Raw genomic sequence first — 24,085 nt, 5'->3', positions numbered from 1 at the left:
CGGCGCGCCGCCGCCGACCCCGCCGGGCTGCCGCCCCCCCGCCGCGCGCACGTCGCCCCGCACGCCGGCGTGCTGGCCGGGCTGCTGCCCGACCGCGAGCCGACGATCCGCCGGATCGCCGAGGTCGACCAGCGCCACCGGATCGGGCGCCGCCCCGCTGCCCAGCAGCCGGGTGCGCAGCGGCTCGCCGTGGCGGACCTCGAGCACCGCGACGCCGTCGCGGTCCGCGGTCCCGAGGACCGCCGGCGCGGGCGCGGCCGCGGCCACCGCGGCGTGCGCGGCGACGAGTCGGCCGAGGGTGTGCGGCCGGACGACCTTCAGGTAGCAGAGGTCGGCCGCGCCGGGACCGGTGCTGCGGACCTGCAGCACGGCACGACGAGACGCGCGGTACGCCCGCGGGCGCACCTCCACCGGTCCCGCCTCGATCCCGAGGTCGGCGAGCACGGCCCGCGCGGGGCCGGGGTGCGCTGCGGCGGCGAGCCCCGGCAGGTGCGGGTCGAACGGGTAGCGCCACACCGCCACCTGCACCGTCCCGTCCCCGACCAGCGCGGTGCCCGGCGGCGGGGGCGTCCGCCCGTGCTCGGCGACGACGGTCTGGACGCGCGGCCAGCCCGCGACCCAGCGCCCCTCCACCGCGTAGCGGACCACGATCCGCCGGCCGCGCTCGTGGCGGACCTGCGTCGGCCGGACCGACTCGACATCGCCCGCGCCGTCGAGCGCCGCCGCGACGACCGCCGCGGCCGCCTCGGCGTCGAGGAGGTCGGCCATCGCCGGCAGAGCGGGGTCCGTGGGCAGGGCCGAGCGCATGCCGACATCATCGTGCGCGGCGATGAACCCCCCGTGAGCCGTGGATGAGAACCCTCTCATGTGCGCCGTCGCGCGCGGCGGTCCGGCGCGGCGGTGCGAGGCTGGCGCCATGCGCACCGACGTCACGCGGCGGATCAGGGTCGCGATGTCGAGCCTGCGGGTCAGCCTGCTGGTCTGGGTCATCGCGATCCTCGCCCTGACGGTCCTGGCGACCGTCATCGCGATCAGGGCCGTGCTGCTCGAGCGCACCGACGCGCGCAGCGAGCAGGAGATGGCCCAGGAGGTCGAGGAGCTGCGGGCGCTCGCCGCCGGCAACGACCCGCAGACCGGCGCCGCGTTCGGCGGGGACGCCGAACGGGTCCTCGAGGTGTTCTTCGACCGCAACATCCCGCTCCGGCACGAGGTGATGTTCGGCTTCGTCGGCGACCGTCTGGTCCGCGCCAGCGGTGAGGACCGCCACGTGGCCCTGGCCCACGACGACGGTCTGCAGCAGCTCTGGACGGCATCGTCGTCGACCACCCGCGCGGCGGTCGACACGGCGGAGGGGCCGCTCGACTACGTGGCCGTGCCGCTGCGGGACGCCGACGGCGCCAGGGCCGGCACGTTCGTCGTCGGGGTGTTCGCCGAGGCCGCCCGCAGCGCGGTCGACGACATCGCCGGGACCGCGTGGCTCGTCGGCGGACTGGCCCTGCTGAGCGGCACGGCGCTGGCGATCGGGCTGTCGGGGCGCGTCCTCGGCCCCGTCCGGCTGCTGAGCGACACCGCGCAGCACATCAGCGAGCGGGACCTGTCGTCGCGGATCCCCGTGGAGGGCGACGACGAGCTCGCCCAGCTCACCCGGGTCGTCAACGGGATGCTCGACCGCCTCGAGGACGCCTTCGCCGAGCAGCGCCAGTTCCTCGACGACACGGGCCACGAGCTCCGCACGCCGCTGACGATCATCCGCGGGCACCTCGAGGTCACCGCCGCGACGCCGGAGGAGTGGCCGGCGGTCCGCGAGCTCGTGCTCGACGAGGTCGCCCGGATGCAGCGGATCGTCGAGGACCTGGTCCTCCTCGCCAAGGCGGCCCGCCCGGACTTCCTGCGGCTCGGCGCCGTCGACGTCGCGACGCTGACCCGCGAGGTGCAGGCGAAGTCCCGGGCGCTCGCCGGCGACGTGCGCTGGCTGGACGGCCCGGTCGCCGACGTGGAGGCGGTGGCCGACCGGCAGCGCCTCACCCAGGCCGCCGTCCAGCTCGCCCAGAACGCGGCGACGCACTGCCCCGCCGGCACAGCGGTGACGATCGGGTCAGACGCCGACGACGACGAGGTCCGCCTGTGGGTCGCCGACGACGGGCCGGGGATCCCGGCTGCGGACCAGGAGCGCATCTTCGACCGATTCGACCGCGGTGGCGCTCGCCGCTCGGACGTCGACGGCAGCGGCCTCGGCCTGGCGATCGTCCGCGCCGTCGCGGTGGCGCACGGCGGCCGCGTCGACCTGGACTCCCGCCCGGGGGAGGGGTCGCGGTTCACGATCGCCCTGCCCCGCACCACCGACCGACCGGAGACGCCGTGAACCGCATCCTGATCGTCGAGGACGAGCCCCGCATCGCCGCGTTCATCGAGAAGGGCCTGCGCGCGAAGGGCTTCGCGACCACGGCAGTGGGCGACGGGCAGACCGCGCTGGCGCACCTGCGGCGCGGCGGGCACGACCTGGTGGTCCTCGACCTGGGGCTGCCGGACACCGACGGCATCGCCGTGCTGGAGGAGCTGCGCGGCGTCGGCGACGGCGTGCCGGTGCTGGTCCTCACCGCCCGCGACGACGTCGGCGACACCGTCGGCGCGCTCGAGTCCGGCGCCGACGACTACATGACCAAGCCGTTCGCGTTCGACGAGCTGGTCGCCCGCATCCGCCTGCGCCTGCGCCGCGGCGGCGCGGGCGAACCGGAGGTGGTCCTGCGCCGCGGCCGCGTCTCGCTCGACCTGCAGACGCGCCGCGTGCGCCTGGGCGAGCGGGAGGTGGAGCTCACGGCCCGCGAGATCGCGCTCCTCGAGCTGTTCATGCGCCACGCGGGCCAGGTCCTCAGCCGCGAGCAGATCCTCAACCGCATCTGGGGCTACGACCACGACCCCGCATCGAACGTCGTCGACGTGTACGTCGGCTACCTGCGGCGCAAGCTCGCCGCGGACGTCATCGAGACCGTCCGCGGCATGGGCTACCGGTTCACCGACGAGCCCTGACCTCAGACCTCCGCGCCGCGGAGGATCGCCGCCGCCTCCCCCGCGCCCCCGTCGGCCTCCACGACCGCCGTCACCGCGCGGCGCCACCGCTCCCGGCGCTCCGCGGGGGGCACCGCCGCCAGCGCGGCGCGGACGTCCGCGTCGGCGCGCACCCGCGACAGGGTCGTCGACGCCTCCCCCCAGCGGTCGTCGACCAGCGGATCGAGGTGCTCGCGCAGCCGCCGGGTCAGCGCCGGCGCGCCGGTGGCCAGGGCGATCAGCGCGTCGCCCCGGCGGATCGTGGCCGGCGTGGCGACGTCCCCCCGCCCGTCCGCGCGCAGGCACCAGATGCCCCGTGCCGCCGCGTCCGCGCCGACGCGGCCGTCCACCTCGGGCACGCCGGTCGCCGCGACCACCAGGCGGGGTGCGGGGTCGGCGAGGTCGGCGGTGGCGTAGGCGCGGCGGTGCACGACGTGCGCGTCGGCGAGGTCCGGGTGGACGTCCGGTGCGACGACGGTCAGGTGCGCGCCCGCGTCGAGCAGCGGCCGCGCCTTCGCGGCGGCCACCGGGCCGGCGCCGACGCACAGCACCGGCTGGTCGGCCACCTCGAGCAGGAGCGGCACCCGCACGGGTCAGCGGGAGTCGTCGAGGACGTGGGGGGTGACCCCTGCGCGCACGTGGGCGGACACCTGCCGGCGCTGCTCGTAGTAGGCGAGGATCTGCAGCTCGATCGACAGGTCGACCTTGCGGAGGGAGATGCCCGGGGGCACCTGGATGACCGCGGGCGCGAAGTTCAGGATCGAGGTGATGCCCGCGCCGACGAGCCGGTCGGTCACGTCCTGGGCGACGCCGCCCGGGATCGCGAGGATCGCGATGGCGATGTCCTCGGCCTTGATGATCTGCTCGACCTCGTCCATCGGCTGGACCTCGAGGCCCGCGACCGCCAGGCCGTGCTTGGACTCGGCCGCGTCGACGATGGCGGCGATCCGGAAGCCGCGGTCGGCGAACCCGCCGTAGTTCGCGAGGGCCCGGCCGAGGTTCCCCGCGCCCACCAGGATCGTGGCCCAGTCCTGGGTCAACCCGAGCTCGCGGGAGATCTGGGTGATCAGGTAGTCGACGTCGTAGCCGACGCCCCGGGTGCCGTAGGACCCGAGGTAGGACAGGTCCTTGCGGATCTTCGCCGAGTTGACCCCCGACGCCCGGGCCAGCTCCTCAGACGACACGGTGGTGGTCCCGGATTCGGCGATGTCGACCAGGCCCCGCAGGTAGACGGGGAGGCGGGCGACGGACGCCTCGGGGATCTGCCGTGACCTCACACGGCGACTGTATCGCCGACGGCGTGCGAGCCGGGAATCGCCGGCCCGCGGACCTAGTCCAGGGCCAGGCGGAGGGTGGTCTCGTCGACGACGAACTCGGCGACCTCGCGCCCGTCCACCGCGACCACGGGGACGCGGACGGTGTAGGCGTCGACGAGCGCCGGGTCGGTGTCGATGTCGACGACCTCGACGACGTGGCCGTCACCGGCGACGCGGGCGACGACGGCCTCGGCCTCCTCGCACAGGTGGCAGCCGCGCCGGGAGTAGACGGTGATCGTGCTCACGCGGTGACGGGGCTCCGCTCCGGCTGGCGCGCGGGTGCGGTCACGGTGCGGAACCCGAGGTACATCAACCCGACCCCCGCCGCGGACATCACGGGGAAGAGGTAGTCGACGTCCGAGCCGATGACGCTCGACCCGGCGGCCGCGACGCTGGTCCCCACCGCGATCAGCAGCAACGCCCAGCGGCGCATCTTGAACGCCGACCAGGCGGATCCGAGCACCACGATCGCGAACGTGTACGTCATCGGCCGCAGCAGCGCGTAGGCCGTCGAGTCGCCCAGCACCTCCGCGCCGGCCGGAACGCCGCTGGTCGCGGCCAGCACCGACTGGTCGTACGAGGCGGTCACCGTGAACACGACGTTCCACGCCACGGCCAAGCCCGCGAGGGTCCAGTAGAGCACCGAGCGGCGACGGTCCAGGAGGTGGAGCTGGCCGATCGCGAGCATCGGCACGTTCAGGAGGGCGCCGGCCAGCCAGTAGACGCCGAAGGTCGGGGCGCTCCACCCCGCCGTGATGCCGATCAGGACCGCGACGTGGCCGACGCCGAAGAGCGCGAGGGAGATCGCCCAGGCCAGGGCGTGATCGCGGCGGCGGTCCAGCCACTGGCGTCCGAGCTGGGCTGCGAAGGCCCACGCGATGGCGACGGCGAGGACCGGGAAGATCGGGTTCATGCTCGACCGGCAGGGTACCGGTCGGCGTCGTCCGGGTCAGATCCCGGGTGTGCCGCGGGGGTCAGGCGGACCGCAGGAGGCGCCGCCGGACCTTTCCGGTCGGCAGCGTCGGCAGCTCCTCGACGAACTCGATCGACTCGGGCCGCTTGAACCGAGCCACCTGGGTGCCGGTGTGGGCGATCAGCTCGTCGGCGGTGACCTCCGACCCCGGGGTGGCCACCACGAACGCCTTGACCGCCTCGCCGGTGTAGGGGTGCGGGACCCCGATCACGGCAGCGGCGTCGACGGCCGGGTGGCTCATCAGCGCGGCCTCCACCTCGACGGGGTAGACGTTGAAGCCGCTCACGATGATCAGGTCCTTCAGGCGGTCGACCAGGACCAGCCGGTCACCGTCGAGGTACCCGACGTCACCGGTCTCGAGCCACCCGTCGACGAGCGCCTCGGCGGTCGCGTCCGGGTGCTCCCAGTAGCCGCTGAACACGTTCTCGCCGCGGACCAGCACCCTCCCGGGCTCCCCCGGCTCCACCTCGTCGAGTCCGCTCGCCCCCTCGGCGATGCGCACCTCGACGCCGTCGAGGGGCACGCCGACGCTGCCGGGCACGGCCTCGGGCAGCGCGGCGCTCGACGTGACGACCGGTCCGGCCTCCACCAGGCCGTAGCCCTCCCGCACGTCGAGGTCCAGCTCCTCGCGGCAGCGCCGCAGGACCCGCGGTGGCAGCGCCGCGGCCCCGGAGGTCGCCAGCCGGACCGACGACAGGTCGATCTGGTCGGCGCCCGGGGTGTTCAACCACGCGACGTACATGGGCGGCGCACCCACGACGACCGTCACCCCGCGGGCGGCGATCAGGTCGAGGGTCGTGGTCGGCTCGAACCGCTCGACGAGCTCGAGCGTCGCGCCCTGCGACAGGGTCGGCCCCATCGCCACGTTGAGGGCGTAGATGTGGAACAGCGGGAGCGGGCACAGGACCACGTCGTCGGCGTCCACGCCCCCGCCGCTCGCCTGCAGCTGGCGCTGGTTGGCGAGCAGCTGGCCGTGGGTCAGCATCGCGCCCTTCGGCGCCCCGGTCGTCCCGCTGGTGTAGGCCAGCAGCGCCAGGTCGTCGGCGCCCACCTCGACCGGATCGGGTCGGCGACCCTCGGCGTCCTGGACCGCCGCCGCCCAGGACGTCATGCCCGGCCCCGGGTCCCGTTGGGTGGAGTCGGCGACGAACACCGCCTCGAGCGCCGGCAGGGTGCCCCGCAGCGACTCGATCGTCGACGTGTACGCCCGACCGACCACGATCGCGCGGGCGCGGCAGTCGGTCAGCTGGTGGGCCACCTCGGGTGCGGTCTGGGGGGTGCCGAGCGGCACCGCCACCGCCCCGATGCGCAGCGCGGCGTGGTAGGCCACCACGAACGTGATGCGGTTGCCGAGCACGACGGCGACCCGGTCGCCGGCCTCGACCCCCGCCTGCTGCAGCACCCACGCCGCGGCGTCCACCCGGGCGTCGAGGGCCCGGTAGGTGACCGACTGCTCGCCGGCCCGCACGGCGACGCGGTCGCCGGAGGCCTCGGCGCTGCGGGTGAGGGTGCGGGACAGGTCCATCTGGTCGGTCGGCCTCCGAGTGTCCATCCGCTCGTCACCACACGGCGATCTGCGCGTGGCCCGGACGAGCGTATCGGACACCTGCCGTGGATACGCTGGCCGGGCCATGGCATCTGCCGCCAGCCCCGCAGGCCCGACGGTGCTCGCCGCGACGGGACCGCTGTTCATGACGTCGCTCGACTACGTCATGGAGTCGATCGCCGATGCGGGCTTCTCCGGCGTCGAGGTGATGGTCGGCCAGAACGCCGACACCCAGGACCCCGAGCGGATCCTGACCGCGGCGTCCCAGGCGGGCCTGTCCGTGCCGGCGGTCCACGGCCCCTTCCTGCTGCTGCTGCGCAACGTGTTCGGCACGTCGTTCGCGTCGAAGGCGACCTCGTCGATGGAGCTGGCCGCCGAGGTCGGCGCGCAGGTGATGGTCGCCCACGCGCCGTTCCGGTGGGAGTGGCGGGCGCGCCGCTGGCTGGCGGAGGAGCTGCCTGCGGTGGCGGCCGAGACCGGGGTGATCTTCGGGATGGAGAACCTGTACCCCGTCGGCGGCCGCGCGTTCTCGAGCGTCATCACGATCGAGGAGATGGACGCCTACGACCACCTGGTGATGGACACCAGCCACTGCGCGGTCGCCGGGATCGACCTGTTCGACATGTGGCGGGCCCTGTCGCACAAGATCGTCCACCTCCACGTGGCCGACAACTTCGGGAACGGCAAGGACTCCCACGCCCCGATCGGCAGCGGGACGCTGCCCCTCGGCCCGTTCCTCGCGGAGGTCGGCGCGTCGGGCTGGACCGGCACGATCACCCTCGAGCTCGACTGCCGCGCCTACCTCGAGACCCGCGACTCGCTGGTGCAGTTCCTGGCCCGCGAGCGCGTCAAGGCCGAGAACGCCCTCGCCGGGCACCTCACGTCCGCCTGACCGCCGGCCCGACCAGCACGCCGGGGTTCAGGCAGCCGCGCGGGTCGACGGCGGCCTTGGCCGCGGACAGCGCCGCCGCGAACGGCTCGGGTCGCTGCGCGTCGTACCACGGCCGGTGGTCGCGGCCCACGGCGTGGTGGTGGGTGATCGTCCCGCCGGCGGCCATGATCGCCTCGGCCGCCGCGGCCTTGATCTCACCCCACTGCGCCGCCCGGGCCGCCGGACGCCCCGGGGCGATCACCGTCAGGTACGGGGCGGCGCCGTCGGGGTAGGCGTGGGTGATCCGGCAGGTGACGATCCCGTCGCCGCACACCTCCGCCACGGCGGCCTGCGTGGCGGCGCGGACGTCGGCGATGAACCCGACGAGGCGGTCGTGCGTCATCGCGGTCTCGAACGTCTCGACCACCATCCCCGCGTCGACCATCACGTCGCGCAGGTACGGGGCGCGCAGGAACGAGCGTCGCCAGGCCTGGTCGGCGTCAGCGTCGGCGTCGGCGCCGCCCGGGGCGGTGCGGTCCGGGGCGGGGCGGTTCGCAGCGGCGGGTTCCCCGCCGAGGTCGGCCAGCAGCGCGGTCATGGCGGCCATCCGCCCCTCCACCAGCGCCTGGACGTCCGCGCCGGCGATCGGCGGGGACTCCGCGCCCAGCACCAGCACGGACGTGCGCCCGTCACCGGCCCCGGCGAGGAGCGCCTCGACCGGGTCGAGGACCCGGCAGTTGCTCGGCTGCAGCCCGGTGCGGACCCGCGGCGCGAGCGCGCGGACCGCGTCGTCGAAGTCGGCGAAGCGGATCGCGGCCGACATCTTGGCGGCGGGACGCTCCTGCACCCTGACCCACGCCTCGGTGACCACGCCGAGGATCCCCTCGGAGCCGATGAGCAGCCGGTCGGGGCTGGGTCCCGCCCCGGACCCGGGCAGCCGTCGGGAGGCCCAGCGACCCGCCGGGGTGATGGCGGTGACCGACTCGACGAGGTCGTCGACGTGGACCGGACCGGTGGCGTAGTGCCCGGCTGCCCGCGTCGCGATCCAGCCGCCGAGCGTCGACAGCTCGAACGACTGGGGGAAGAACCGCATCGTCAGGCCGTGGGGTCGGAGCTGGGACTCGAGCCGCGGCCCGGACGCGCCGGCCTGGACCAGCGCCGCACCGCTCACGGGGTCGACGTCGGTCACGCGGTCCAGCCCGCGGAGCTGGAGGGTGACGACCGGGGCGTCCCCTGCGGGAGGGGTCACGCCACCCACGACCGACGTGCCGCCGCCGAAGGGGATGCAGGCCAGGCCCTCGTCGTGGCACCAGTCGAGCACCGCCGCGGCGGCGGCTTCGTCGCCGGGGCGGGCGACCAGGTCGGGCGTGCGCGCGACGCCGGTCTCCCGCAGCGCCACGGTGTCGGCGAACGAGCGGCCGACCGCGTGCAACCGGCGGACGGCGGCGTCGGCGGAGACCACGTCCGCGAGCGCGTCGGGGATGCGGATCCGGGGGGTGGGCGTGGGGGCAGGCGGCGGTGGCGGAGACGTCCACAGCGCGTCCTCGCCGAACCGGCCGGCCAGCAGCTCGCGGGTGCCGGCGACCTCCTCGGCGTCGGGGGCGTGGTCGACGAGCCCCCACCCGGTGGCGGCGCGTCGTCCCCCGTCTGGTGCAGCGGGCATCTGCTCGGGCACTGTAGGGGATGCCAGGTGACCGCTGGCCGAGTCGATCCGTGACCCATCCGTGACCGAGGAGTGACCGCTGTGCGCCGTGGGACGATGCTCACCCTCGCCGCGCTGATGATCGCGATCATCGCCGCGCTCGTGATCCAGTTGAGCACCGCCACCGGCTGAGGCGTCACGCGCCGCCCGCTCCCGCGTTGGGAGTGGTGATGGTGCGCGAAGCCACACGGCTGGACCGGCTGATCGAGGGCCGGGCCGTCGGTCCCGAGGACCTGACCGACGAGGTCGGTCGGCTGGCCGTGCTCGCGCGTCGGGTCGAGTCCCTCGCGCCGACTCCGGAGCGGATGGACCCCCCGCGCCGCCAAGCCGTGCGCGCCGATCTCGTCGCGGCGGCCCGCGCACGACGAGCAGCGGGTCACCGGTCCGCGGGCGGTACCCGTCGTGCACTCGACGTCTGGCGCGGCCTGGTCCGGGCCGGCCGCACCACCGCCGTCTCCGGGCTGGTGCTGGCCCTGATGTCCGGCGGCGCGCTGGCGATCGCCACGGACCTCGCGCTCCCCGGCCAGCCGCTCTACCCGCTCAAGCTGGTGGTCGAGGAGGCGACGACCGCGCTCGAGCCGAGTGGCGTCGCGCGCGGGGCCCAGCTCCTCGGCCAGGCCGCCGGACGGATCGAAGAGGCCGTGCGGGTCCTGGCCGTCGACCCGTCAGGCGGCGGCGCGGACCAGGCGGTGGCTGCGGAGCGGGCCGCGGTCGCGCTGGACCGCGCCGCGGAGCTGGCCGACGAGGGGGCCGAGGAGATCTTCACCACCTTCGCCCGCACCGCCGACCCCGCCGACCTCGAGCCGCTGCGGCGCTGGACGAGCCGGGTGACGCGCCAACTGGACCTCCTCCCGCTCGCGAGCGGGCGGGCGGCCGCCGCCGTCGAGCAGCTCCGCCGGGAGATCGCGGAGATCGTCGATCGGCTGGCCGCCCTCGTGCCGGCGTGCGACCCCTGCAGCGGCCTCCCCGGCGTCCCGCTGGACCTGCCCGACAGCGCGCCAGCCGCGATGGGGGCCGACGTGCCGCGCAGCGGTGGCGCGGGCGGTGCGGCGACGACGCCTCCGGCCCGATCCGTCGCGCCGAGCGGGCCGGGCGCTGACGTCGGCGGTGCCTCCCCGCCCGAGCCGGCACCCGCGGATGTGCCCGAGTCCGGCGAGGCTGATCCCGCGCCGAGCGGTTCCGAGGCCAGTCCAGACGCGCCACACGCACCGCCCGACGCCCCCACGGCGCCGGAGCCGCCGGCGCTCGACGGGGCGGTCCCGCTGCCCACCGAGCTCGGCAGCGCGCTCGATCCCGAGGGCGAGGCCGCCGAGGCGGTCCGCACGGCGGTGGGGGGTGCGGGGGCTGTCGTCGTCGAGCCACTCGTGGACGCCCTCGACGCCCTCGCGGGAGAGGCCCCGTCCGGGGAGGCCCAGCCCGCGGATGCGCTACCTCTGGAGGCGTCGGCGGGCGACGCGCTCGGCGGGAGGTAGGGCGCGGCGTGCCGGCGTCAGCCGGCCTCGTCCTCGTCGTCGAGGAGCTCGGTGATCGTCACCTCCGCGCGGGCGACCTGCTCCCGGCACCACGTGATCAGGACCTTGGCCCGCTCGACGTGCCCGCTGAGCTCGTCGACGTCCACCGACTCCGACTCGAGTGCGGTCAGGATCTGCTGCAGCTCGGCTTCCGCTGCCGCGTAGCTCTCGGGTTCGTCCGGTCCGGGTTCACCCGCCGCCGGTCGAGTCGTCTTCGCCATCGTCGTCGATCACCTCCGAGGTGATGGTGCCGCCCTTCGTCGTGGTGCGCAGCCGCGTGCCGGCGGGGACGGGCCCGGTGACCAGATCGCCGTCCGCCGTCGCGGTGACCGACCACCCGCGGGCGAGCAGGCGGGCCGGGTCGTAGGCGTCGATCAGCCCCGCGGTCACCGCCAGCCGGGAGGACGCGCGAGCGGTCGTCGCCCGAGCCCCGGTCCGCACCCGGCCCGCGGTGACGTCCAGGCGGGCGTGGTGGGCGTCGACGCAGCGCTGACCGGCGGCGCCGAGGCGGTGCGCGGCGCCGTCGAGCCGGCCGCTCGCCGCCCGCAGCACCAGCCGGGCGGACTGGGTCCGGCGTCCGGCGGGGGCGAGCCGGCCGCGCGCCCGGCCCCGGTGCGCGCTGGCCGACCGGGTGATGTCCTGCCCCCGCTGCGCGGTCGTCCCGACGGCGTCGAGCACCGCCTCCACGACCCCCTGGGCCAACGCGGTCGGCGTCTTGAACGCCCGTGCCGCGACCCGTTCGGTGACCGGCTCGTCGAGGTGGTGGCCGATGCCGGTCCACACCTGCAGCGCGGCGCCGGCGACGGCGCGGGCCACGTCGGGGTGGTCGAAGGTCGCGAGCTCGACCTCCGCCCCTCCCCCGCGGGTCACCAGCACCAGGTCGAGGTCGGTGCGCCGGCACAGCCGGGTGACCGCCGCGGTCAGCTCGGCCGGGGCGTGGACGCCCTGGACCGTCGAGGACACGAGCGTGACCCGGAACGGCAGGCCGGAGCGGGCGAGCTCGTCGGTCAGGTCGTGGAACGCCTGGCTGCCGCCCCGGGTCACCAGGCCGAGGCGCAGGGGCAGGCGCGGCAGCGGCCGGGCGGCGTTGGCGCTCAGCAGCCCCTCGGCGCGGAGGGCGTCGAGCAGCGCCCGTCGGGCCAGCGCCATCGCCCCGGCGGTGTGGGCGGGGTCGACGTCGTCGAGGGACAACGTCAGGCGACCCGCGGGGGCGTAGTAGTCCAGGTGGCCGCGGATGCGCACCTCGATGCCCTCCACCAGCGGCTGGCCGACCCGCGCCATGCGACGGTCGACGAGGCGGGCCTTGCCCGGGCTGAGGGTCACCGGCAGCCGGGCGACGACGCGACCGGCCGCGTCGGTCTCCACCAGCGACAGGAACGCGCTCCCGCGGGAGGTGCGGCTGACGTCCGCGACCTCTCCGCGCACCCAGAACGACGCCGCCATCCGCTCGGTGACGACGTGCGCGATCCGCGCGCCGATCTCGGCGACGGTCCAGGTCCGCTCGCTCACGTGGTGCCGGTCAGAAGAAGATCGACCGCCGGCCCATCAGGTTCCGGTAGATCATCTGCTGGATCGTGTCGCGGACCCGGTCGGTGATCTCGAAGACCAGCATCGGGTCGTCCGCCGCGTCCGGGCCGAGGTGCTCGGTGTGGATCGGCTCCCCGAACTCGATGACCCACTTCGACGGCAGCGGGATGATGCCGAGCGGGCCGAGCAGCGGGAACTGCCAGGTGATCGGGAAGTACGGGAAGCCGAGCAGCCGGGCGAGCGGCTTGAGGTTGGCGACGATCGGGTAGATCTCCTCCGAGCCGATCGTGGCGACGGGGACGATCGGGACGCCGGCGCGGATGGCGACCTCGACGAAGCCGCCCCGCCCGAAGCGCTGCAGCTTGTAGCGGTCCCGGTACGGCTTGCCGATGCCCTTGAACCCCTCGGGCCAGACGCCGACCAGCTCGCCGCCGGTCAGCAGGCTCACCGCGTCGTCGGTGTGCGCGAGCGTGTTCCCGGTCTTGCGTGCGAGGGGGCCGATGACCGGCACGCGGAGCGCGAGGTCGGCGGCGAGCTCGCGGACGTGGCGGTGGGCGGGGTGCTCGTCGTAGACCGCCAGCTTGGTCATCACCGCGTCGAAGGGGATCGCGCCGGCGTGGTTGGCCACCAGCAGGGCGCCCCCCTCGTCGGGCACGTGGCCGATCCCGACGGTCCGCACCCGCCACCAGCGCTGGTAGAGCGGGCGGCTGAGGGGGTGGATGACCTGCTCGGTCAGCTCTCGGTCGAAGCCGTAGTCGTCGACGACGAAGTCGCCGGTCAGCCGCCGGCGGACGAAGGCGAGCACCCCCCTGACGGCCCGCTCGAGGTCGTCGAGGGCCGCGTCGTCGAAGGTCGGGAGCTCCGGTGCGAGCGGCGTCGGCGGGGTCGGCTCGCTCCGCTCGGGCTGGCAGACCCGGCACATGCCGTTGGCGTCGAGGTACAGCCGGCAGGGGCTGCCGTCGGCGCGCGGTTCGCGGCAGCGCTCGCGCAGCTCGGCCTCGGCGGCGGAGATGCCGCGGCGGCGGTCGTCGAGGCTGATGACCTCCGCGTGGCGGTGATCGCTCATGACACCCTCCCCAGCACGTCGATGGCGGCGTCGCCGAGGCGGCGCTCGAGGGCGACGAGCGTCTCCGGTGCGACGACGGGGCTGATCCTGCCCGCGTCGATGAACTGCCGCAGCGCCTCGCGGGTGGAGTAGGTCGGCTCGATGCCGAACTCCGCGCGCATCCGGCTGATGTCGCCCACCCGCCCGAACTGCAGGAGGGGGAGCTGCTCGGCGGTGAAGTCCACGCCGCTGGCGGTCCGCAGGATGCCCGACAGGAGCCCGCCGAGCTGCGCGGGGAGGGGGAGGGTCGGCCGCCCCGCCATCCGCGCCGCCTGCGACAGGTAGACGATGCCCGGCCCGGCCACGTTGAAGATGCCCGGGTGGCTGCCCATCGCAGCGGCGTAGAGCACCTCGAGGGCGTCGTCGGTGTGGACCAGCTGCAGCCGTGGGTCGTAGCCGAAGACCGTCGGGATGACCGGGAGCGACAGGTACCGGGTGAGCGCCGTCTCGATCTCCGGGCCGATGAAGTTCGCGAACCGGAGGATCGTCAGGTCCACGTCGGGCCGGCGGCGACCGAACCCCCGCGCGTACGCCTCCACCTCGGTGATGTCCTGGGTGTAGCCGCTGCGCGGCAGCCGGCGGGGGGCGGCGTCCTCGCGGAACAGCGCGGGGTCCCGGTAGTGCGACCCGTAGACCGCCGTCGTGGACCGCAGGACCAGGGTGCGCACCCGGTGGGCCTTCTGGGCCGCGCCGAGCAGCTGCATCGTCCCGATGACGTTGAGCTCCTTCATGCGGCTGCGGCCGCCGACCGCACCCGGCTCCGCGGTGATCGCCATGTGGATGATCGTGTCGACCCGCGTGGACTCGATGACCTTCGCGACCAGCGGGTTGCGGAGGTCCGCCCGGACGAACTCGGTGCGGCGCAGCTCGTGGGAGGGCTGGGTCAGGTCGACGCCGCCCACGTACTCGACGCGCTCGTCGGCCTCCAGCCGGAGCGCGAGACGACCGGCGAGCGTGCCGGCGATGCCGGTGATCAGCACCCGCCGCCCGTGCCCGGTCTCCCCTCGCCCCTGGTCGCTCACGCTCGTCGGTCACCCCGCAGCATCGTGGTCACGTCCCTGAGCTGACGAGGTTACCGGCCGGTAGCACCCGGGGGGAAGCCCGGGTCGGCTGATCGGTCAGAGCACCTCGTCCACGCAGCCGTAGGTGACGGCCTCCTCGGCGTCGAGGATGAAGTCGCGCTCGAGGTCGGTGTGGATCTGCTCGACGGTCTGCCCGGTGTGGTGGGCGAACAGCTCCTCGATGCGACGGCGGGCGCGCCCCATCTCCCTGGCCTGGATCTCGACGTCCGTGGTCTGGCCGCCGATGCCCTGGACGTGCGGCTGGTGGAGCAGGATGCGCGCGTTCGGCAGCACCATCCGCTTGCCGGGCGCGCCGGCGGCGACGAGCAGGGCGGCGAAGGAGGCGGCCTGGCCGAGGCAGACCGTCTGCACGTCGGGCGCGATCTTCTGCATCGTGTCGTAGATCGCCAGGCCAGCCGTGACCGAGCCGCCGGGTGAGTTCACGTACAGCCGGATGTCGTCGCTCGGGCCCTTCGCGGCGAGGTGCAGCATCTGGCCGATGACCAGGTTGGCCACGTCGTCGGCACCTCGTGGCTCGGGGTCCCCGCCGAGCCGGGGGCGGGCGACCGCGTCCGGCTGCGCGCCCCGGTCGGGACCGACCGACCCCGGGACGCGCGGGTCGTCGCCGTGGAGGCGGACCGGCGGCTCGCCCTCGAGTGGTGGCCGGCGGGGCGGCCGGACGACCGCAGCGAGGTCGAGATCACCCTCCGGGCCGAGGGGACCGTCACCGCGGTCGAGGTCGTCGAGCGCGCGCCGTTCCACCTGTCCCTCGTCTGACGCCGGTGTCGCACCCCCCCGGCGAGGTGCCGCCGCACCGGGTCTTCGCGGCCCTCGGGGACCAGAGCCGGCTGGCCCTGGTCGCCCTGATGCTCGCCCGCGGGCCGGCGACGGCCACCGAGCTCGCCGCCCCGCTCGACATCACCCGCCAGGCCGTCGCGAAGCACCTGGGGGTGCTGGCCGAGGCGGCGCTCGTGACCTCACGGCGGGAGGGCCGTGCGGTCCGCTACGCCCTCGACGAGCGCCAGCTGGACGCGGCAGCTGCCTGGCTCACGCGGACCCGCGCGGCGTGGACGCGACGGCTGGACGCGCTGGCGGCGGCGGTCGCCGATGACGCGCCGGACGGGACGACTCCGACCTGACCCGGGTCATCTAGGTTGGCGTCCATGCGCGCGATCCGGATCGAGACCTTCGGCGGCCCCGAGGTGCTCCAGCTCACCGACCTGCCCGACCCCACCCCGACCGACGGACAGGTGGTGGTCGACGTGACGCTCGCGGGGGTGAACTACGCCGACACCCACCAGGCCGAGAACTCCTACCTCTCCGCCCAGACCCTGCCCCTGGTCCCGGGCACCGAGGTGGCCGGCACCGTCGACGGCCGCCGCGTGGTGGCCCTGACGGGCACCGGCGGGTACGCCGAGCGGATCGCGCTCGCCGCCGACCAGCTCGTGGACGTGCCGGACGACGTCACCGACGCCCAGGCCCTCGCGCTGCTGGTCCAGGGGCTGACCGCGTGGCACCTGCTGCGGACGTCCACCCACATGGCCGAGGGGGAGTCGGTGCTGGTCCACGCCGCGGCCGGCGGAGTCGGCAGCCTGGCGGTCCAGCTCGCCCGCAGGTGGGGTGCCGGGCGGATCATCGCGTCGGCGTCGACCGAGGAGAAGCGCCAGCTCGCCATCGACCTCGGCGCCGACGTCGCGATCGACCCGGCGTCGGCGACCCTGAAGGCCGACGTCGAGGCCGCCAACGACGGCCGCAAGGTGGACGTGGTGCTCGAGATGACCGGCGGGACCGTCACCGACCAGAGCCTCGCCGCCCTGGCGCCCTTCGGCCGGCTGGCGTTCTTCGGGATGGCGAGCCGGACCCCTCCCTCCCCCGTGGACCTGGCCGGGTTGATGTCCCGCAGCCGCACCGTGGCGGGGTTCTGGTTGATCCACTGCTACGCCGACCCGCGCGGCATGATCGCCGCGCCGCTCGGCGAGCTGTTCGACATGGTCGCCGCCGGCGACCTGCAGCCGGTCGTGGGGCCGTCCTACGCCCTCGGCGACGCCCCGCAGGCGCACCAGGACATGCGCGACCGGCGCACGACCGGCAAGGTCACCCTCGACGTCCGGGCCTGAGTCGTCAGGTCAACCGCTCGAGGTGGTCGAACGCCGCCCGCTTGAGGTCCTCGACCGCCCGGGTCGTCTGCGCGCGGATCATCTGCTCGCGCTCGGGTGACACCCGGGCGGGGCCCTCGAGGAACTCCCGCGGGCTCGTCTGGCCCGTCGCCTCCTCCACCCGGCGGAGGAAGTCGAACGGCACCTCGAAGGGCACCTCCTGCCCGGTCAGCTCCGCGAAGTAGATCGTCCAGGCGCGGGGCACGACGGTCGCGATCTGGTAGCCGCCGCCGCCCATCGCCACCCAGCGCCCCCCGGTGTGGGTGTGGGCGAGGGCGTGCAGGCGCGTGGCGAGGGCGAGGTAGTCGTCGGTGGTCAGCGCGAGGTGGGCGAGCGGGTCGGTCATGTGGGTGTCGCAGCCCAGCTGGGTCACGAGCACGTCCGGCTTGAACGCGTCGAGCGCCGGCGGGACGACCTGCTCGAAGGCCTCGAGGTAGACGCTGCCGATGGTCGCCATCGGGAGGGGGACGTTGAGGGCGGAGCCGCGTGCGTCGCCGTGCCCGATCTCGTCGGTGAACCCGGTGCCCGGGAAGAGGGTGCGCCCCGACTCGTGGAGGGAGATCGTCAGGACCCGCGGGTCGTCGTAGAAGAAGGTCTGCACGCCGTCGCCGTGGTGGGTGTCCACGTCGACGTAGGCCACCCGCTGGGCGCCGTTGGCCAGCAGCCAGCGGATCGCCGCCGCGGGGTCGTCGTAGACGCAGAAGCCGGCGGCGCGGTCGGGCATGGCGTGGTGCAGGCCGCCGGCGGGGTTGAAGGCGTGGGTCGCGGTGCCCTCCCAGACGGCCCTCGCCGCCGCGACGGACGCGCCGCACACCTCCATCGAGGCCTCGTGCATGCCGGCGAAGACCGGGGTGTCGCCCGGGCCGAGGCCGAACCGCAGGTCGCCGCGCGGGTCGGGGTCGGCGGACATCCGCATGACCGCGTCGACGTAGGGGGCGGTGTGCAGGTCGAGCAGGTCGTCGACGTCGAAGGGATCGCGCGGGAGGGTCAGCACCCCCGGCCCCCGGTCCAGTCCGCAGGCGCGTATCAGGTCGACGGTGAGCTCCACGCGGATCGGCTTCAGCGGGTGGTCGGGCCCGAAGTCGTAGCGGAGGTCCTGGTCGTCCCAGATCAGGGCGGTCACGCCGTGGCCGCCACCCGTCCCCCCGTCGTCGGGTCCGGCCCCGTCCGGCGTGCCTGAGCGGTTCACCATGGCGGTCCACGATAGACGGGAGGTGGGGTGGCGGGCGCGGACGTCAGCCGGGTCCGGTGCGGAGCGCCGTGACCACGTCGTCGGCGACGGCGGCCGGCCCGCCGGCGATCCGGACCGCGATCGGCCGGCGGGCCGCGAGGGCGTCCAGGACGCCGCTCGACAGCCCGCTCGGGTCCGTGAGCAGGACCGGCGACCCGGTCGCGGCGGCGGCGAGGGAGTCCGGGAACCCCGCAGCCGTCGCGAGCCAGACCTCCGGGCCCTCGCCCAGCTCGCCGGTGATCGCCGCGGCGGTCGCGATCCGGTCCGGGCCGGCGATGCGTCGGGTCACCGCGCCGGCGACCGTGCCCGCCTCGGCCAGCACAGCGTCGCCGATGGCCGCCGGGCCGCCCAGGGCGATCACCGTGGAGGGGGCGAGGTCGGCGAGCACCTGCGCGGTCGCCGCCGGCAGCCGGTCCGGGTCGACCAGCAGGACCGGTGCGTCGACGTCCGCTGCCAGGGCCGCGCCGGCGAGCGCGTCGAACGGCGTCCCCGCCGTGGCGAGGACGACGGCGTCCCCAGCCCCTCCCCCGGCGGTGGCGACCGCGGCCGCGGTGGCGTACCGGCCGGCCCCCGCCAGGCGGGTGACCGCCGGATCACCACCGGCAGCGGCGGCCTGCGCGACGACGTCTGCGCTGACCGCGGCCTCCCCGCCCACGACGACGAGCCGCTCCGGCGCCCACGCGGCGAGCAGGTCGGCGCTCGGGCCGGGCAGGTCGTCGCGTCGGGTCAGGACCAGGCGGCGGGAGGGGGACGCGGCCACCCGGGCTGCGGCGGTCAGGGCGTCCGGGAAGTCCTCACCGGAGGCGAGGACGACCTCGTCGACGGGTCCGCCGGCCGCCCCGTCGTGCACCTGCGCGATCGCGGCGGCGGTGGCGTAGCGGTCGTCGCCGGCGTGGCGGGAGAGCGAGGGGATGGTGGCGGTCCAGGCCCCGCGGCCGTAGGTGGCGACGGTCAGCTCGCGGCGGTCGCCTGACCAGTCCAGGTCCAGCACCGGCGCCTGGGGCAGGGCGGTCCCGACGCGCCGCCCCACCGGCGCGTCGACGTCGACGGCGGTGAACACGCCGACGTCGGTGGCCACCACGACCGTCCCGTCGTCGAGCACCACCACGTCGTTGACGGGCGCGGCCGGCAGCCCGGCGCCGATCGCGGTGACGTCGGGGTCCGCGACGACCAGCACCTGCGGGGCGTCGTCCCCCGCCAGGTACCCCGACGTCGTGACCACCAGCCGGTCGCCGCCGTCGACGAGTGCGAGCCCGGTCACCCACCGACCGACGTCGGCGACCTGCGCCCAGGTGCCCCCGCCGTCGTCGGTCCGCGACACCAACCCGTCGTCGGTGCCGGCGACCAGCAGGCGCCCCTCCGCGTCCCCCGCGGCGAGGGCGCTCACCGTCCCGAAGGGGTAGTCGGGATCGGGCGCCTCCCCGCGCGTCAGGTCGTCGGACACCTGCACCCACGTCCGGCCGCCGTCGTCGGAGCGGTGCACCGTGCTCCCCGCCCACACCAGCCGGTCGGGGGCGCCCGGCAGCGCGATCAGCGGTGGCGCCCAGGCGACCCGGTCCACGTCGGGCAGGTCCATCCGCTGGGTGGTCCGGCCGAAGTCCGCCGAGCGCCGGCACCGCCCGTACTGCCCGCACAGCACGACCTCCGAGGGCCGATCGGGGTGGACCAGCACCGCGGTCCCGTCCCCGCAGCCGGCCGAGGGGTACCAGTCGTCCGCCGCCCCCTCGGTGAGCATGCACCCGAGGTCCTGGAACCCCGCGGCGAGCGCCCGGTCGGGATCCGCGCCCGGTGCGGAGGCGACCCGGTAGAGCTGGGTGAAGCCCTGCTCGACCGCCGGCTCCCACGTCAGCGACCGACCCGCCTGGTCGGAGGTGTACAGCCCGCCGTCGGTGGCGAGGTGCGCCGTGGAGGGGTCGCGGGGGTCCCAGATCAGGTCGTGCTGGTCGGCGTGCACCAGCCCGTCGCTCGAGAACGTGACCCCCCCGTCGACGGACTCGAGCAGGGTGAGGCCGGGCACCAGCACCCGGTCGCGGTCGTCCGGTGCCGGGAACACCTTCGAGAACCACCAGCCGAAGATGTGCTGTGACGGCTCGTAGAGCGGGGAGTCGTCCACCCGCGCCCAGGTGGTCCCACCGTCGTCGGCGCGCCACAACCCGCCCGCACGGCCGTCGCCCCGGGTCACCACCGCGTAGACCCGGGTGGGGTCGGCCGGGCTGAAGGCCACCGCGATGCGTCCCGAATCGGCTGCGAACCCCGGGAGGCCGCCGTCGACCGGCGTCCAGGTCGTGCCCCCGTCGGTCGAGCGGTGCAGGCCCGATCCGGGGCCGCCGTAGCGCCGCTCCGCCGGGGTGCGCTGCCGGTCCCACAGCGCCGCGAGGAGGTGGTCGTGGTCCGACGGGTCGATCGCGATGTCGGCGCCGCCGGCGGTGGGGGTGGAGGGGGCGAGCACACGCGTCCAGGTCCCACCGGCGTCGTCGCTGCGGTAGATGCCCCGCTCGCCGCCGCCGGTGAACAGGTCACCGCCGGCGGCGAGGTACACCACCGCCGGGTCGCTCGGGTGCGGGACGATGCGGGCGACCGTGCCGGACGTCGCGAGGCCGACGTGATCCCAGGTCGCCCCGCCGTCGGTCGAGCGGTACACGCCCGTGCCGCCGTAGGTGACCGACCCCCCGCCTGCGTTGGCCTCGCCGGTGCCGACCAGCACCACCCCCTCCGCGGTGACGGCGACCGCGCCGATCGCGGGGGTGGCGTCGGCCGGCCAGGTCGGCGTGAGGGTGCGGCCCCCGTCGTCGGAGGCCCACAACCCGCCGGACGCGGCGGCGGCGTAGAGGCGTCCGTCGGGGGCGAGGGCCAGATCGGTCAGCCGCCCGCCGATCCGCGACGGGCCGCGGTCCCGCCAGCCGTGCAACGAGGTGACGGGGGACTCCGGCACCTCCCCCGCCTGGGCCAGGGCCGCGGCGTACGCCCCGGGTGGCGCGCCGGCCCGTGCCGCCCACAGCCCCTCCCCCGGCTCGCCGGCCGGCCCGGCCACGGGCAGGACCACGGGATCGCCGCCGCCGGCCACGACCCCCACGAGGAGGAGGGCGGCCAGCACCGTCGCCGCCACCGCCGTGGCGGCCAGCCCGAACGGCGGTCGCATGTCGGTCACAGGGTAGGCGGTGCCGCGCGGCTAGTGTGCGGGGCGGGGCCGGACCGACCCCACCGGCACCAGGAGCGTCACGCTGGAGATCACCTTCTGCACCCTCGACGACGTGGCGTCACAGCCCGGCTGCGTCGTGGTGATCGACGTGCTGCGCGCGTTCACCACCGCCGCCGTCGCCCTCGCCGCCGGGGCAGGCCCCTACGAGCTGGTCGCTACGGTCGACGACGCCCACGCCCGGCGGGCGGACGACCCCTCCGTGCGGCTGCTCGGCGAGGTGGACGGCATCACCGCGGAGGGGTTCGACCACGGCAACTCCCCGACCGCGCTCGACGGCGTGGACCTCTCCGGCGTGCCGATCGTGCACCGCTCGTCGGCCGGCACGCAGGGGGTCGTCCGGGCCACCTCGGCCGACCGCGTCCTGACCGCCAGCTTCGCCGTGGCCGGCGCGACCGCTGCCGCCCTGACCGGCGAGGCGCGCATCAGCTTCTGCGTGACCGGCGCCCACTCGGGGCGCGACGGCGAGGAGGACCGCGCGTGCGGTGAGTACATCGCCGCGCTGCTGACCGCCGACGGCCCCGTCGACCCTGCTCCGTTCACCGACCGGGTGGCCGCCTCGGACGCCGCGGCGCTGTTCACCGAGCCGGGCTCGGACCTGCCCCCCGACGACGTCCCCTACGCCCAGGTGGTCGACCGGTTCGACTTCGCCATGGAGGTCGCGCTCGCGCGCGTCGGCGACCAGGACCGGCACCACCTGCGCCCGCTGCACCCGGCACATCGACCCGCCCACGGAGGATCCCCCCGATGAACGTCGCCACCACCGAGCGCGTGGATCGCGCGCACCTGCTCGAGTTCCTCGCCGACAAGCGCAAGTACGTGCTGGTCACGAGCCGTGCGGACGGCCGCCCGCAGATCAGCCCGGTCACGGGTGCGGTCGACGTCGACGGGCGCCTGCTGATCTCGAGCTACCCGACCCGGGCGAAGACCGCGAACCTGCAGCGGACACCGTCCTGTGCGGTGCTGGCGCTGAGCGACGACTTCGACGGGCCCTGGACCCAGCTCCACGGGACCGCCGAGGTGCTCGCCGGCGAGGAGGGGGTGGAGGCCCTCGTCGCCTACTCCCGCGCGGCCGCCGGCGAGCACCCGGACTGGGACGAGTACCGCCAGGCGATGCGCGACCGCGAGAAGGTCTGCATCGCCATCACCATCGAGGACTGGGGTCCGATCGCCACCGGCGGCGTGCCCCCTGAGTTCGCCGACGCTCCCTGAGCGACGGCGTAGGATCCGGCCACGTCCCGGGTGCTGGTGTCGAGGCTCGTGGTGGCGCTCCTCGTCGCCGCCCCGGTCGCCCACGGGTGCACCGCCGCCACGGCCCCGCACCCCGACGTCCCCGCCGCCACCACCGACACCGCTGTCGTCGCGGACCGGCTGGCGGATCTCGATGCGCTGCTCGACGCGCTCGCGACGCACCCGGACCCGCCGGACGTCGCCGCGGCGGCGGCGGACGTCCGCCAGCGCGTCGGCGACCTGACCGACGAGGCGTTCCTCACCGAGCTGATGCGCCTCGGCGCCACCAGGCCCCAGGACGGCCACACCGGCATCTTCCCGCTGGCCCAGCCGGATCTCGAGCTGTGGCCTCTCCGGCTGTACGCCTTCGAGGAGGGCTGGCGGGTCATCGCCGCCGCACCGCCCCACCAGTCCCTCGTCGGGCGGGAGGTCACGGCGATCGGCGGCCTGCCCGTCGACGAGGTGGCCGCTCGCCTCCGCCCCCTGGTCCCCCACGACACCGACGCCTCGGCCCTCGGGCGCCTGCCCCAGCACCTGGTCACCACGGCGGTGCTGCGCGGGATCGGGCTCGACCCCGCACTCGAGCTCGACGGCCAGGCCGTGGACGTCGCACCCGTGCCGGCTGGGGCCTACGCCGACTGGGCCGGCATCTGGTACCCGCTGGTCTGCCCGCCGCTCGTCGACCCCGACACCCCCGCCTGGGCGTTGGAGGACCGCGAGGACGCCGTCGTCATCCGCTACCGCGTGGTGCAGGCCCGGGTGGACGGCGTGACGATCACCCAGCTGGCCGACGAGCTCGACGCGGCGGTCGACCGGGTCGACCCCGCGGCGGTGGTGCTCGACCTCCGCGACAACCCGGGTGGGGACACCGGGACGGCGCGGGTGCTGGTCGACCGGCTCATCGAGGTCGCCGACGAGCGCCCCGGGGCCCTCAGGCTCCTCGTCAACCGGTGCACGTCCTCCGCGGCGACCAACGTGGTGGTCCAGCTGCTCGAGCCGACGGACGCAACGGTGGTCGGCGAGGTCATGGGCGGGTCGCCGACGATGTGGGGTGACGCCCGGGAGGTCACCCTCCCCTCCGGGACGGTCCTCCACGTCGCCACCCGCACCTGGGCCCTCGGCGGCGACGACGGCGCCCCCGGAGGGGCGCCGTCGGCAAGTCTGTCAGATCTGGGGAGACCGCCTAGGCGGTCGCCATCGCGTCGGGGAGGTCGAAGGCGACGTCGGCCAGGTGGCCCACGCAGCAGCGGTGGCCGTCCAGGTGACCGGGCAGCTCCTCGTCGACCGCGCCGCGCAGGGCGGTCACGCGGGTCGTGGCGTCCTCGGCGAGCAGGGAGAGCGTGTCGACGCCGTCCAGCGCGATCGCGACCGATCGCCGGCAGCACGCGAACACGGGGGTCCCGTCCCGCCAGGCCTGGTCGAACTCGGCGAGCAGGCTCTCACGGACTGGTGCGTTGGTGGTGGTCATCGTGCCTCCTGTCCAGGCGTCTCTCGGTTGTCAACGGTACCTGTGGACGACCCGTCGGCAACGTCAGGGGCCCCGTCGATGGCTGTGGCGACGACATCGTCACATCGCCGTCGTAATGGCGTAACACCTCGATCCTCCCCCGTGTTC

The 24,085-nt window shown here is 75.4% G+C and carries 23 protein-coding genes and 1 pseudogene; 10 read left to right on the top strand and 14 right to left on the bottom strand.

All coding sequences use genetic code 11. The annotated features are described in order from the left end of the window. Positions 1 to 807, bottom strand: a pseudogene (locus ACEQ2X_RS23715) (hypothetical protein); the annotation flags it as partial. A gap of 109 nt (positions 808 to 916) precedes the next feature. Between ACEQ2X_RS23715 and ACEQ2X_RS23710 the strand changes: the two are divergent. Together ACEQ2X_RS23710 and ACEQ2X_RS23705 are read left to right on the top strand one after the other, a co-directional pair. Next, positions 917 to 2,362 (top strand): ATP-binding protein, encoded by a 1,446-nt coding sequence (locus tag ACEQ2X_RS23710; RefSeq protein WP_370328361.1) that lies wholly within the window; start codon positions 917 to 919, stop codon positions 2,360 to 2,362. Continuing rightward, positions 2,359 to 3,027 (top strand): response regulator transcription factor, encoded by a 669-nt coding sequence (locus ACEQ2X_RS23705; RefSeq protein ID WP_370328360.1) that lies wholly within the window; start codon positions 2,359 to 2,361, stop codon positions 3,025 to 3,027. The genes ACEQ2X_RS23710 and ACEQ2X_RS23705 overlap by 4 nt, the downstream gene beginning before the upstream one ends. Before the next feature lie 2 nt (positions 3,028 to 3,029). Here the strand turns inward: ACEQ2X_RS23705 and ACEQ2X_RS23700 are convergent, their stop codons facing one another. From ACEQ2X_RS23700 to ACEQ2X_RS23680, 5 genes are all read right to left on the bottom strand, one after another. Continuing rightward, the gene (locus tag ACEQ2X_RS23700) at positions 3,030 to 3,635 is read right to left on the bottom strand and encodes a bifunctional precorrin-2 dehydrogenase/sirohydrochlorin ferrochelatase (protein ID WP_370328359.1); all 606 of its coding nucleotides are present in this window, start codon (positions 3,633 to 3,635) and stop codon (positions 3,030 to 3,032) included. A 3-nt stretch (positions 3,636 to 3,638) separates the two neighbouring features. After that, entirely contained in the window at positions 3,639 to 4,322 is a 684-nt protein-coding gene (locus ACEQ2X_RS23695) for a redox-sensing transcriptional repressor Rex (protein WP_370328358.1), read from the bottom strand. 53 nt (positions 4,323 to 4,375) lie between these two features. Continuing rightward, positions 4,376 to 4,606, bottom strand: a complete 231-nt coding sequence (locus ACEQ2X_RS23690; RefSeq protein ID WP_370328357.1) for a glutaredoxin family protein — start codon at positions 4,604 to 4,606, stop codon at positions 4,376 to 4,378. After that, entirely contained in the window at positions 4,603 to 5,274 is a 672-nt protein-coding gene (locus ACEQ2X_RS23685) for a hypothetical protein (RefSeq protein ID WP_370328356.1), read from the bottom strand. The genes ACEQ2X_RS23690 and ACEQ2X_RS23685 overlap by 4 nt, the downstream gene beginning before the upstream one ends. A 61-nt stretch (positions 5,275 to 5,335) precedes the next feature. Continuing rightward, positions 5,336 to 6,886 carry an AMP-binding protein gene (locus tag ACEQ2X_RS23680; protein WP_370328355.1) on the bottom strand — a complete coding sequence of 517 codons (1,551 nt, stop codon included), beginning with the start codon at positions 6,884 to 6,886 and terminating at the stop codon, positions 5,336 to 5,338. Between the two features lie 79 nt (positions 6,887 to 6,965). Here ACEQ2X_RS23680 and ACEQ2X_RS23675 point away from each other — a divergent pair, with 79 nt between their 5' ends. Next, positions 6,966 to 7,772 carry a sugar phosphate isomerase/epimerase family protein gene (locus tag ACEQ2X_RS23675; protein WP_370328354.1) on the top strand — a complete coding sequence of 269 codons (807 nt, stop codon included), beginning with the start codon at positions 6,966 to 6,968 and terminating at the stop codon, positions 7,770 to 7,772. Here the strand turns inward: ACEQ2X_RS23675 and ACEQ2X_RS23670 are convergent. Beyond that, the gene (locus tag ACEQ2X_RS23670; protein ID WP_370328353.1) at positions 7,759 to 9,414 is read right to left on the bottom strand and encodes an FAD-binding oxidoreductase; all 1,656 of its coding nucleotides are present in this window, start codon (positions 9,412 to 9,414) and stop codon (positions 7,759 to 7,761) included. The two genes, ACEQ2X_RS23675 and ACEQ2X_RS23670, sit on opposite strands and share 14 nt — an antisense overlap. 209 nt (positions 9,415 to 9,623) lie before the next feature. Between ACEQ2X_RS23670 and ACEQ2X_RS23665 the strand changes: the two genes are divergently transcribed. Next, the gene (locus tag ACEQ2X_RS23665) at positions 9,624 to 10,925 is read left to right on the top strand and encodes a DUF5667 domain-containing protein (RefSeq protein WP_370328352.1); all 1,302 of its coding nucleotides are present in this window, start codon (positions 9,624 to 9,626) and stop codon (positions 10,923 to 10,925) included. Positions 10,926 to 10,942: 17 nt separating this feature from the next. Here the strand turns inward: ACEQ2X_RS23665 and xseB are convergent, their stop codons facing one another. From xseB to ACEQ2X_RS23640, 5 genes are all read right to left on the bottom strand, one after another. Next, positions 10,943 to 11,185 carry an exodeoxyribonuclease VII small subunit gene (gene xseB, locus ACEQ2X_RS23660; protein WP_370328351.1) on the bottom strand — a complete coding sequence of 81 codons (243 nt, stop codon included), beginning with the start codon at positions 11,183 to 11,185 and terminating at the stop codon, positions 10,943 to 10,945. Further along, positions 11,154 to 12,473 (bottom strand): exodeoxyribonuclease VII large subunit, encoded by a 1,320-nt coding sequence (xseA, locus tag ACEQ2X_RS23655; protein ID WP_370328350.1) that lies wholly within the window; start codon positions 12,471 to 12,473, stop codon positions 11,154 to 11,156. Before xseA ends, xseB begins: the two co-directional genes overlap by 32 nt. Before the next feature lie 10 nt (positions 12,474 to 12,483). After that, positions 12,484 to 13,557 (bottom strand): lysophospholipid acyltransferase family protein, encoded by a 1,074-nt coding sequence (locus tag ACEQ2X_RS23650; protein ID WP_370328349.1) that lies wholly within the window; start codon positions 13,555 to 13,557, stop codon positions 12,484 to 12,486. Further along, entirely contained in the window at positions 13,554 to 14,618 is a 1,065-nt protein-coding gene (locus ACEQ2X_RS23645; protein ID WP_370328348.1) for an NAD-dependent epimerase/dehydratase family protein, read from the bottom strand. The genes ACEQ2X_RS23650 and ACEQ2X_RS23645 overlap by 4 nt, the downstream gene beginning before the upstream one ends. Positions 14,619 to 14,714: 96 nt before the next feature. Continuing rightward, positions 14,715 to 15,173 carry an ATP-dependent Clp protease proteolytic subunit gene (locus ACEQ2X_RS23640; RefSeq protein WP_370328347.1) on the bottom strand — a complete coding sequence of 153 codons (459 nt, stop codon included), beginning with the start codon at positions 15,171 to 15,173 and terminating at the stop codon, positions 14,715 to 14,717. On the opposite strand from ACEQ2X_RS23640, the gene ACEQ2X_RS23635 reads away from it, so the two are divergent. The 3 genes from ACEQ2X_RS23635 to ACEQ2X_RS23625 are packed head-to-tail and all read left to right on the top strand — an operon-like array spanning position 15,141 to position 16,774. Further along, the gene (locus ACEQ2X_RS23635) at positions 15,141 to 15,434 is read left to right on the top strand and encodes an SRPBCC domain-containing protein (RefSeq protein ID WP_370328346.1); all 294 of its coding nucleotides are present in this window, start codon (positions 15,141 to 15,143) and stop codon (positions 15,432 to 15,434) included. The genes ACEQ2X_RS23640 and ACEQ2X_RS23635 overlap by 33 nt on opposite strands. Before the next feature lie 5 nt (positions 15,435 to 15,439). Then, complete coding sequence (locus ACEQ2X_RS23630) at positions 15,440 to 15,796, top strand: ArsR/SmtB family transcription factor (RefSeq protein WP_370328345.1); 357 nt, start codon at positions 15,440 to 15,442, stop codon at positions 15,794 to 15,796. A 24-nt stretch (positions 15,797 to 15,820) separates the two neighbouring features. Beyond that, positions 15,821 to 16,774: a zinc-binding alcohol dehydrogenase family protein gene (locus ACEQ2X_RS23625; protein WP_370328344.1), complete on the top strand. Its 954-nt coding sequence runs from the start codon at positions 15,821 to 15,823 to the stop codon at positions 16,772 to 16,774. A gap of 4 nt (positions 16,775 to 16,778) precedes the next feature. Here ACEQ2X_RS23625 and ACEQ2X_RS23620 read toward each other — a convergent pair whose 3' ends face one another. Both ACEQ2X_RS23620 and ACEQ2X_RS23615 read right to left on the bottom strand, forming a co-directional pair. Further along, positions 16,779 to 18,005: an acetoin utilization protein AcuC gene (locus ACEQ2X_RS23620; RefSeq protein WP_370328343.1), complete on the bottom strand. Its 1,227-nt coding sequence runs from the start codon at positions 18,003 to 18,005 to the stop codon at positions 16,779 to 16,781. A 43-nt stretch (positions 18,006 to 18,048) separates the two neighbouring features. Continuing rightward, entirely contained in the window at positions 18,049 to 21,183 is a 3,135-nt protein-coding gene (locus ACEQ2X_RS23615) for a cell wall-binding repeat-containing protein (protein ID WP_370328342.1), read from the bottom strand. A gap of 112 nt (positions 21,184 to 21,295) precedes the next feature. Here ACEQ2X_RS23615 and ACEQ2X_RS23610 point away from each other — a divergent pair, with 112 nt between their 5' ends. Genes ACEQ2X_RS23610 through ACEQ2X_RS23600 form a run of 3 tightly spaced genes read left to right on the top strand, consistent with a single transcriptional unit; the run spans position 21,296 to position 24,054 of the window. Continuing rightward, positions 21,296 to 21,991: a 2-phosphosulfolactate phosphatase gene (locus ACEQ2X_RS23610; protein ID WP_370328341.1), complete on the top strand. Its 696-nt coding sequence runs from the start codon at positions 21,296 to 21,298 to the stop codon at positions 21,989 to 21,991. After that, on the top strand, positions 21,988 to 22,452 hold the full coding sequence (locus tag ACEQ2X_RS23605; RefSeq protein ID WP_370328340.1) for a PPOX class F420-dependent oxidoreductase: 465 nt from the start codon (positions 21,988 to 21,990) through the stop codon (positions 22,450 to 22,452). Before ACEQ2X_RS23610 ends, ACEQ2X_RS23605 begins: the two co-directional genes overlap by 4 nt. A 36-nt stretch (positions 22,453 to 22,488) precedes the next feature. Continuing rightward, entirely contained in the window at positions 22,489 to 24,054 is a 1,566-nt protein-coding gene (locus ACEQ2X_RS23600; protein WP_370328339.1) for a hypothetical protein, read from the top strand. The last annotated feature ends 31 nt before the right edge of the window (positions 24,055 to 24,085 follow it).

The sequence above is a fragment of the Euzebya sp. genome (genome assembly GCF_964222135.1).
Taxonomy (GTDB): domain Bacteria; phylum Actinomycetota; class Nitriliruptoria; order Euzebyales; family Euzebyaceae; genus Euzebya.
The sequence above is the reverse complement of the archived record's forward strand: the minus strand, read 5'-3'. Positions and strand labels throughout refer to the sequence as shown.

What these genes read in the sequence shown, in the direction of transcription:
- ACEQ2X_RS23710 (WP_370328361.1), top strand. Translation starts at nt 917, where the DNA reads ATGCGCACCGACGTCACGCGGCGGATCAGGGTCGCGATGTCGAGCCTG.
- ACEQ2X_RS23685 (WP_370328356.1), bottom strand. Translation starts at nt 5,274, where the DNA reads ATGAACCCGATCTTCCCGGTCCTCGCCGTCGCCATCGCGTGGGCCTTC.
- ACEQ2X_RS23680 (WP_370328355.1), bottom strand. Translation starts at nt 6,886, where the DNA reads ATGGACACTCGGAGGCCGACCGACCAGATGGACCTGTCCCGCACCCTC.
- ACEQ2X_RS23675 (WP_370328354.1), top strand. Translation starts at nt 6,966, where the DNA reads ATGGCATCTGCCGCCAGCCCCGCAGGCCCGACGGTGCTCGCCGCGACG.
- ACEQ2X_RS23670 (WP_370328353.1), bottom strand. Translation starts at nt 9,414, where the DNA reads ATGCCCGCTGCACCAGACGGGGGACGACGCGCCGCCACCGGGTGGGGG.
- ACEQ2X_RS23665 (WP_370328352.1), top strand. Translation starts at nt 9,624, where the DNA reads ATGGTGCGCGAAGCCACACGGCTGGACCGGCTGATCGAGGGCCGGGCC.
- xseB (WP_370328351.1), bottom strand. Translation starts at nt 11,185, where the DNA reads ATGGCGAAGACGACTCGACCGGCGGCGGGTGAACCCGGACCGGACGAA.
- ACEQ2X_RS23650 (WP_370328349.1), bottom strand. Translation starts at nt 13,557, where the DNA reads ATGAGCGATCACCGCCACGCGGAGGTCATCAGCCTCGACGACCGCCGC.
- ACEQ2X_RS23625 (WP_370328344.1), top strand. Translation starts at nt 15,821, where the DNA reads ATGCGCGCGATCCGGATCGAGACCTTCGGCGGCCCCGAGGTGCTCCAG.
- ACEQ2X_RS23620 (WP_370328343.1), bottom strand. Translation starts at nt 18,005, where the DNA reads ATGGTGAACCGCTCAGGCACGCCGGACGGGGCCGGACCCGACGACGGG.
- ACEQ2X_RS23615 (WP_370328342.1), bottom strand. Translation starts at nt 21,183, where the DNA reads ATGCGACCGCCGTTCGGGCTGGCCGCCACGGCGGTGGCGGCGACGGTG.
- ACEQ2X_RS23605 (WP_370328340.1), top strand. Translation starts at nt 21,988, where the DNA reads ATGAACGTCGCCACCACCGAGCGCGTGGATCGCGCGCACCTGCTCGAG.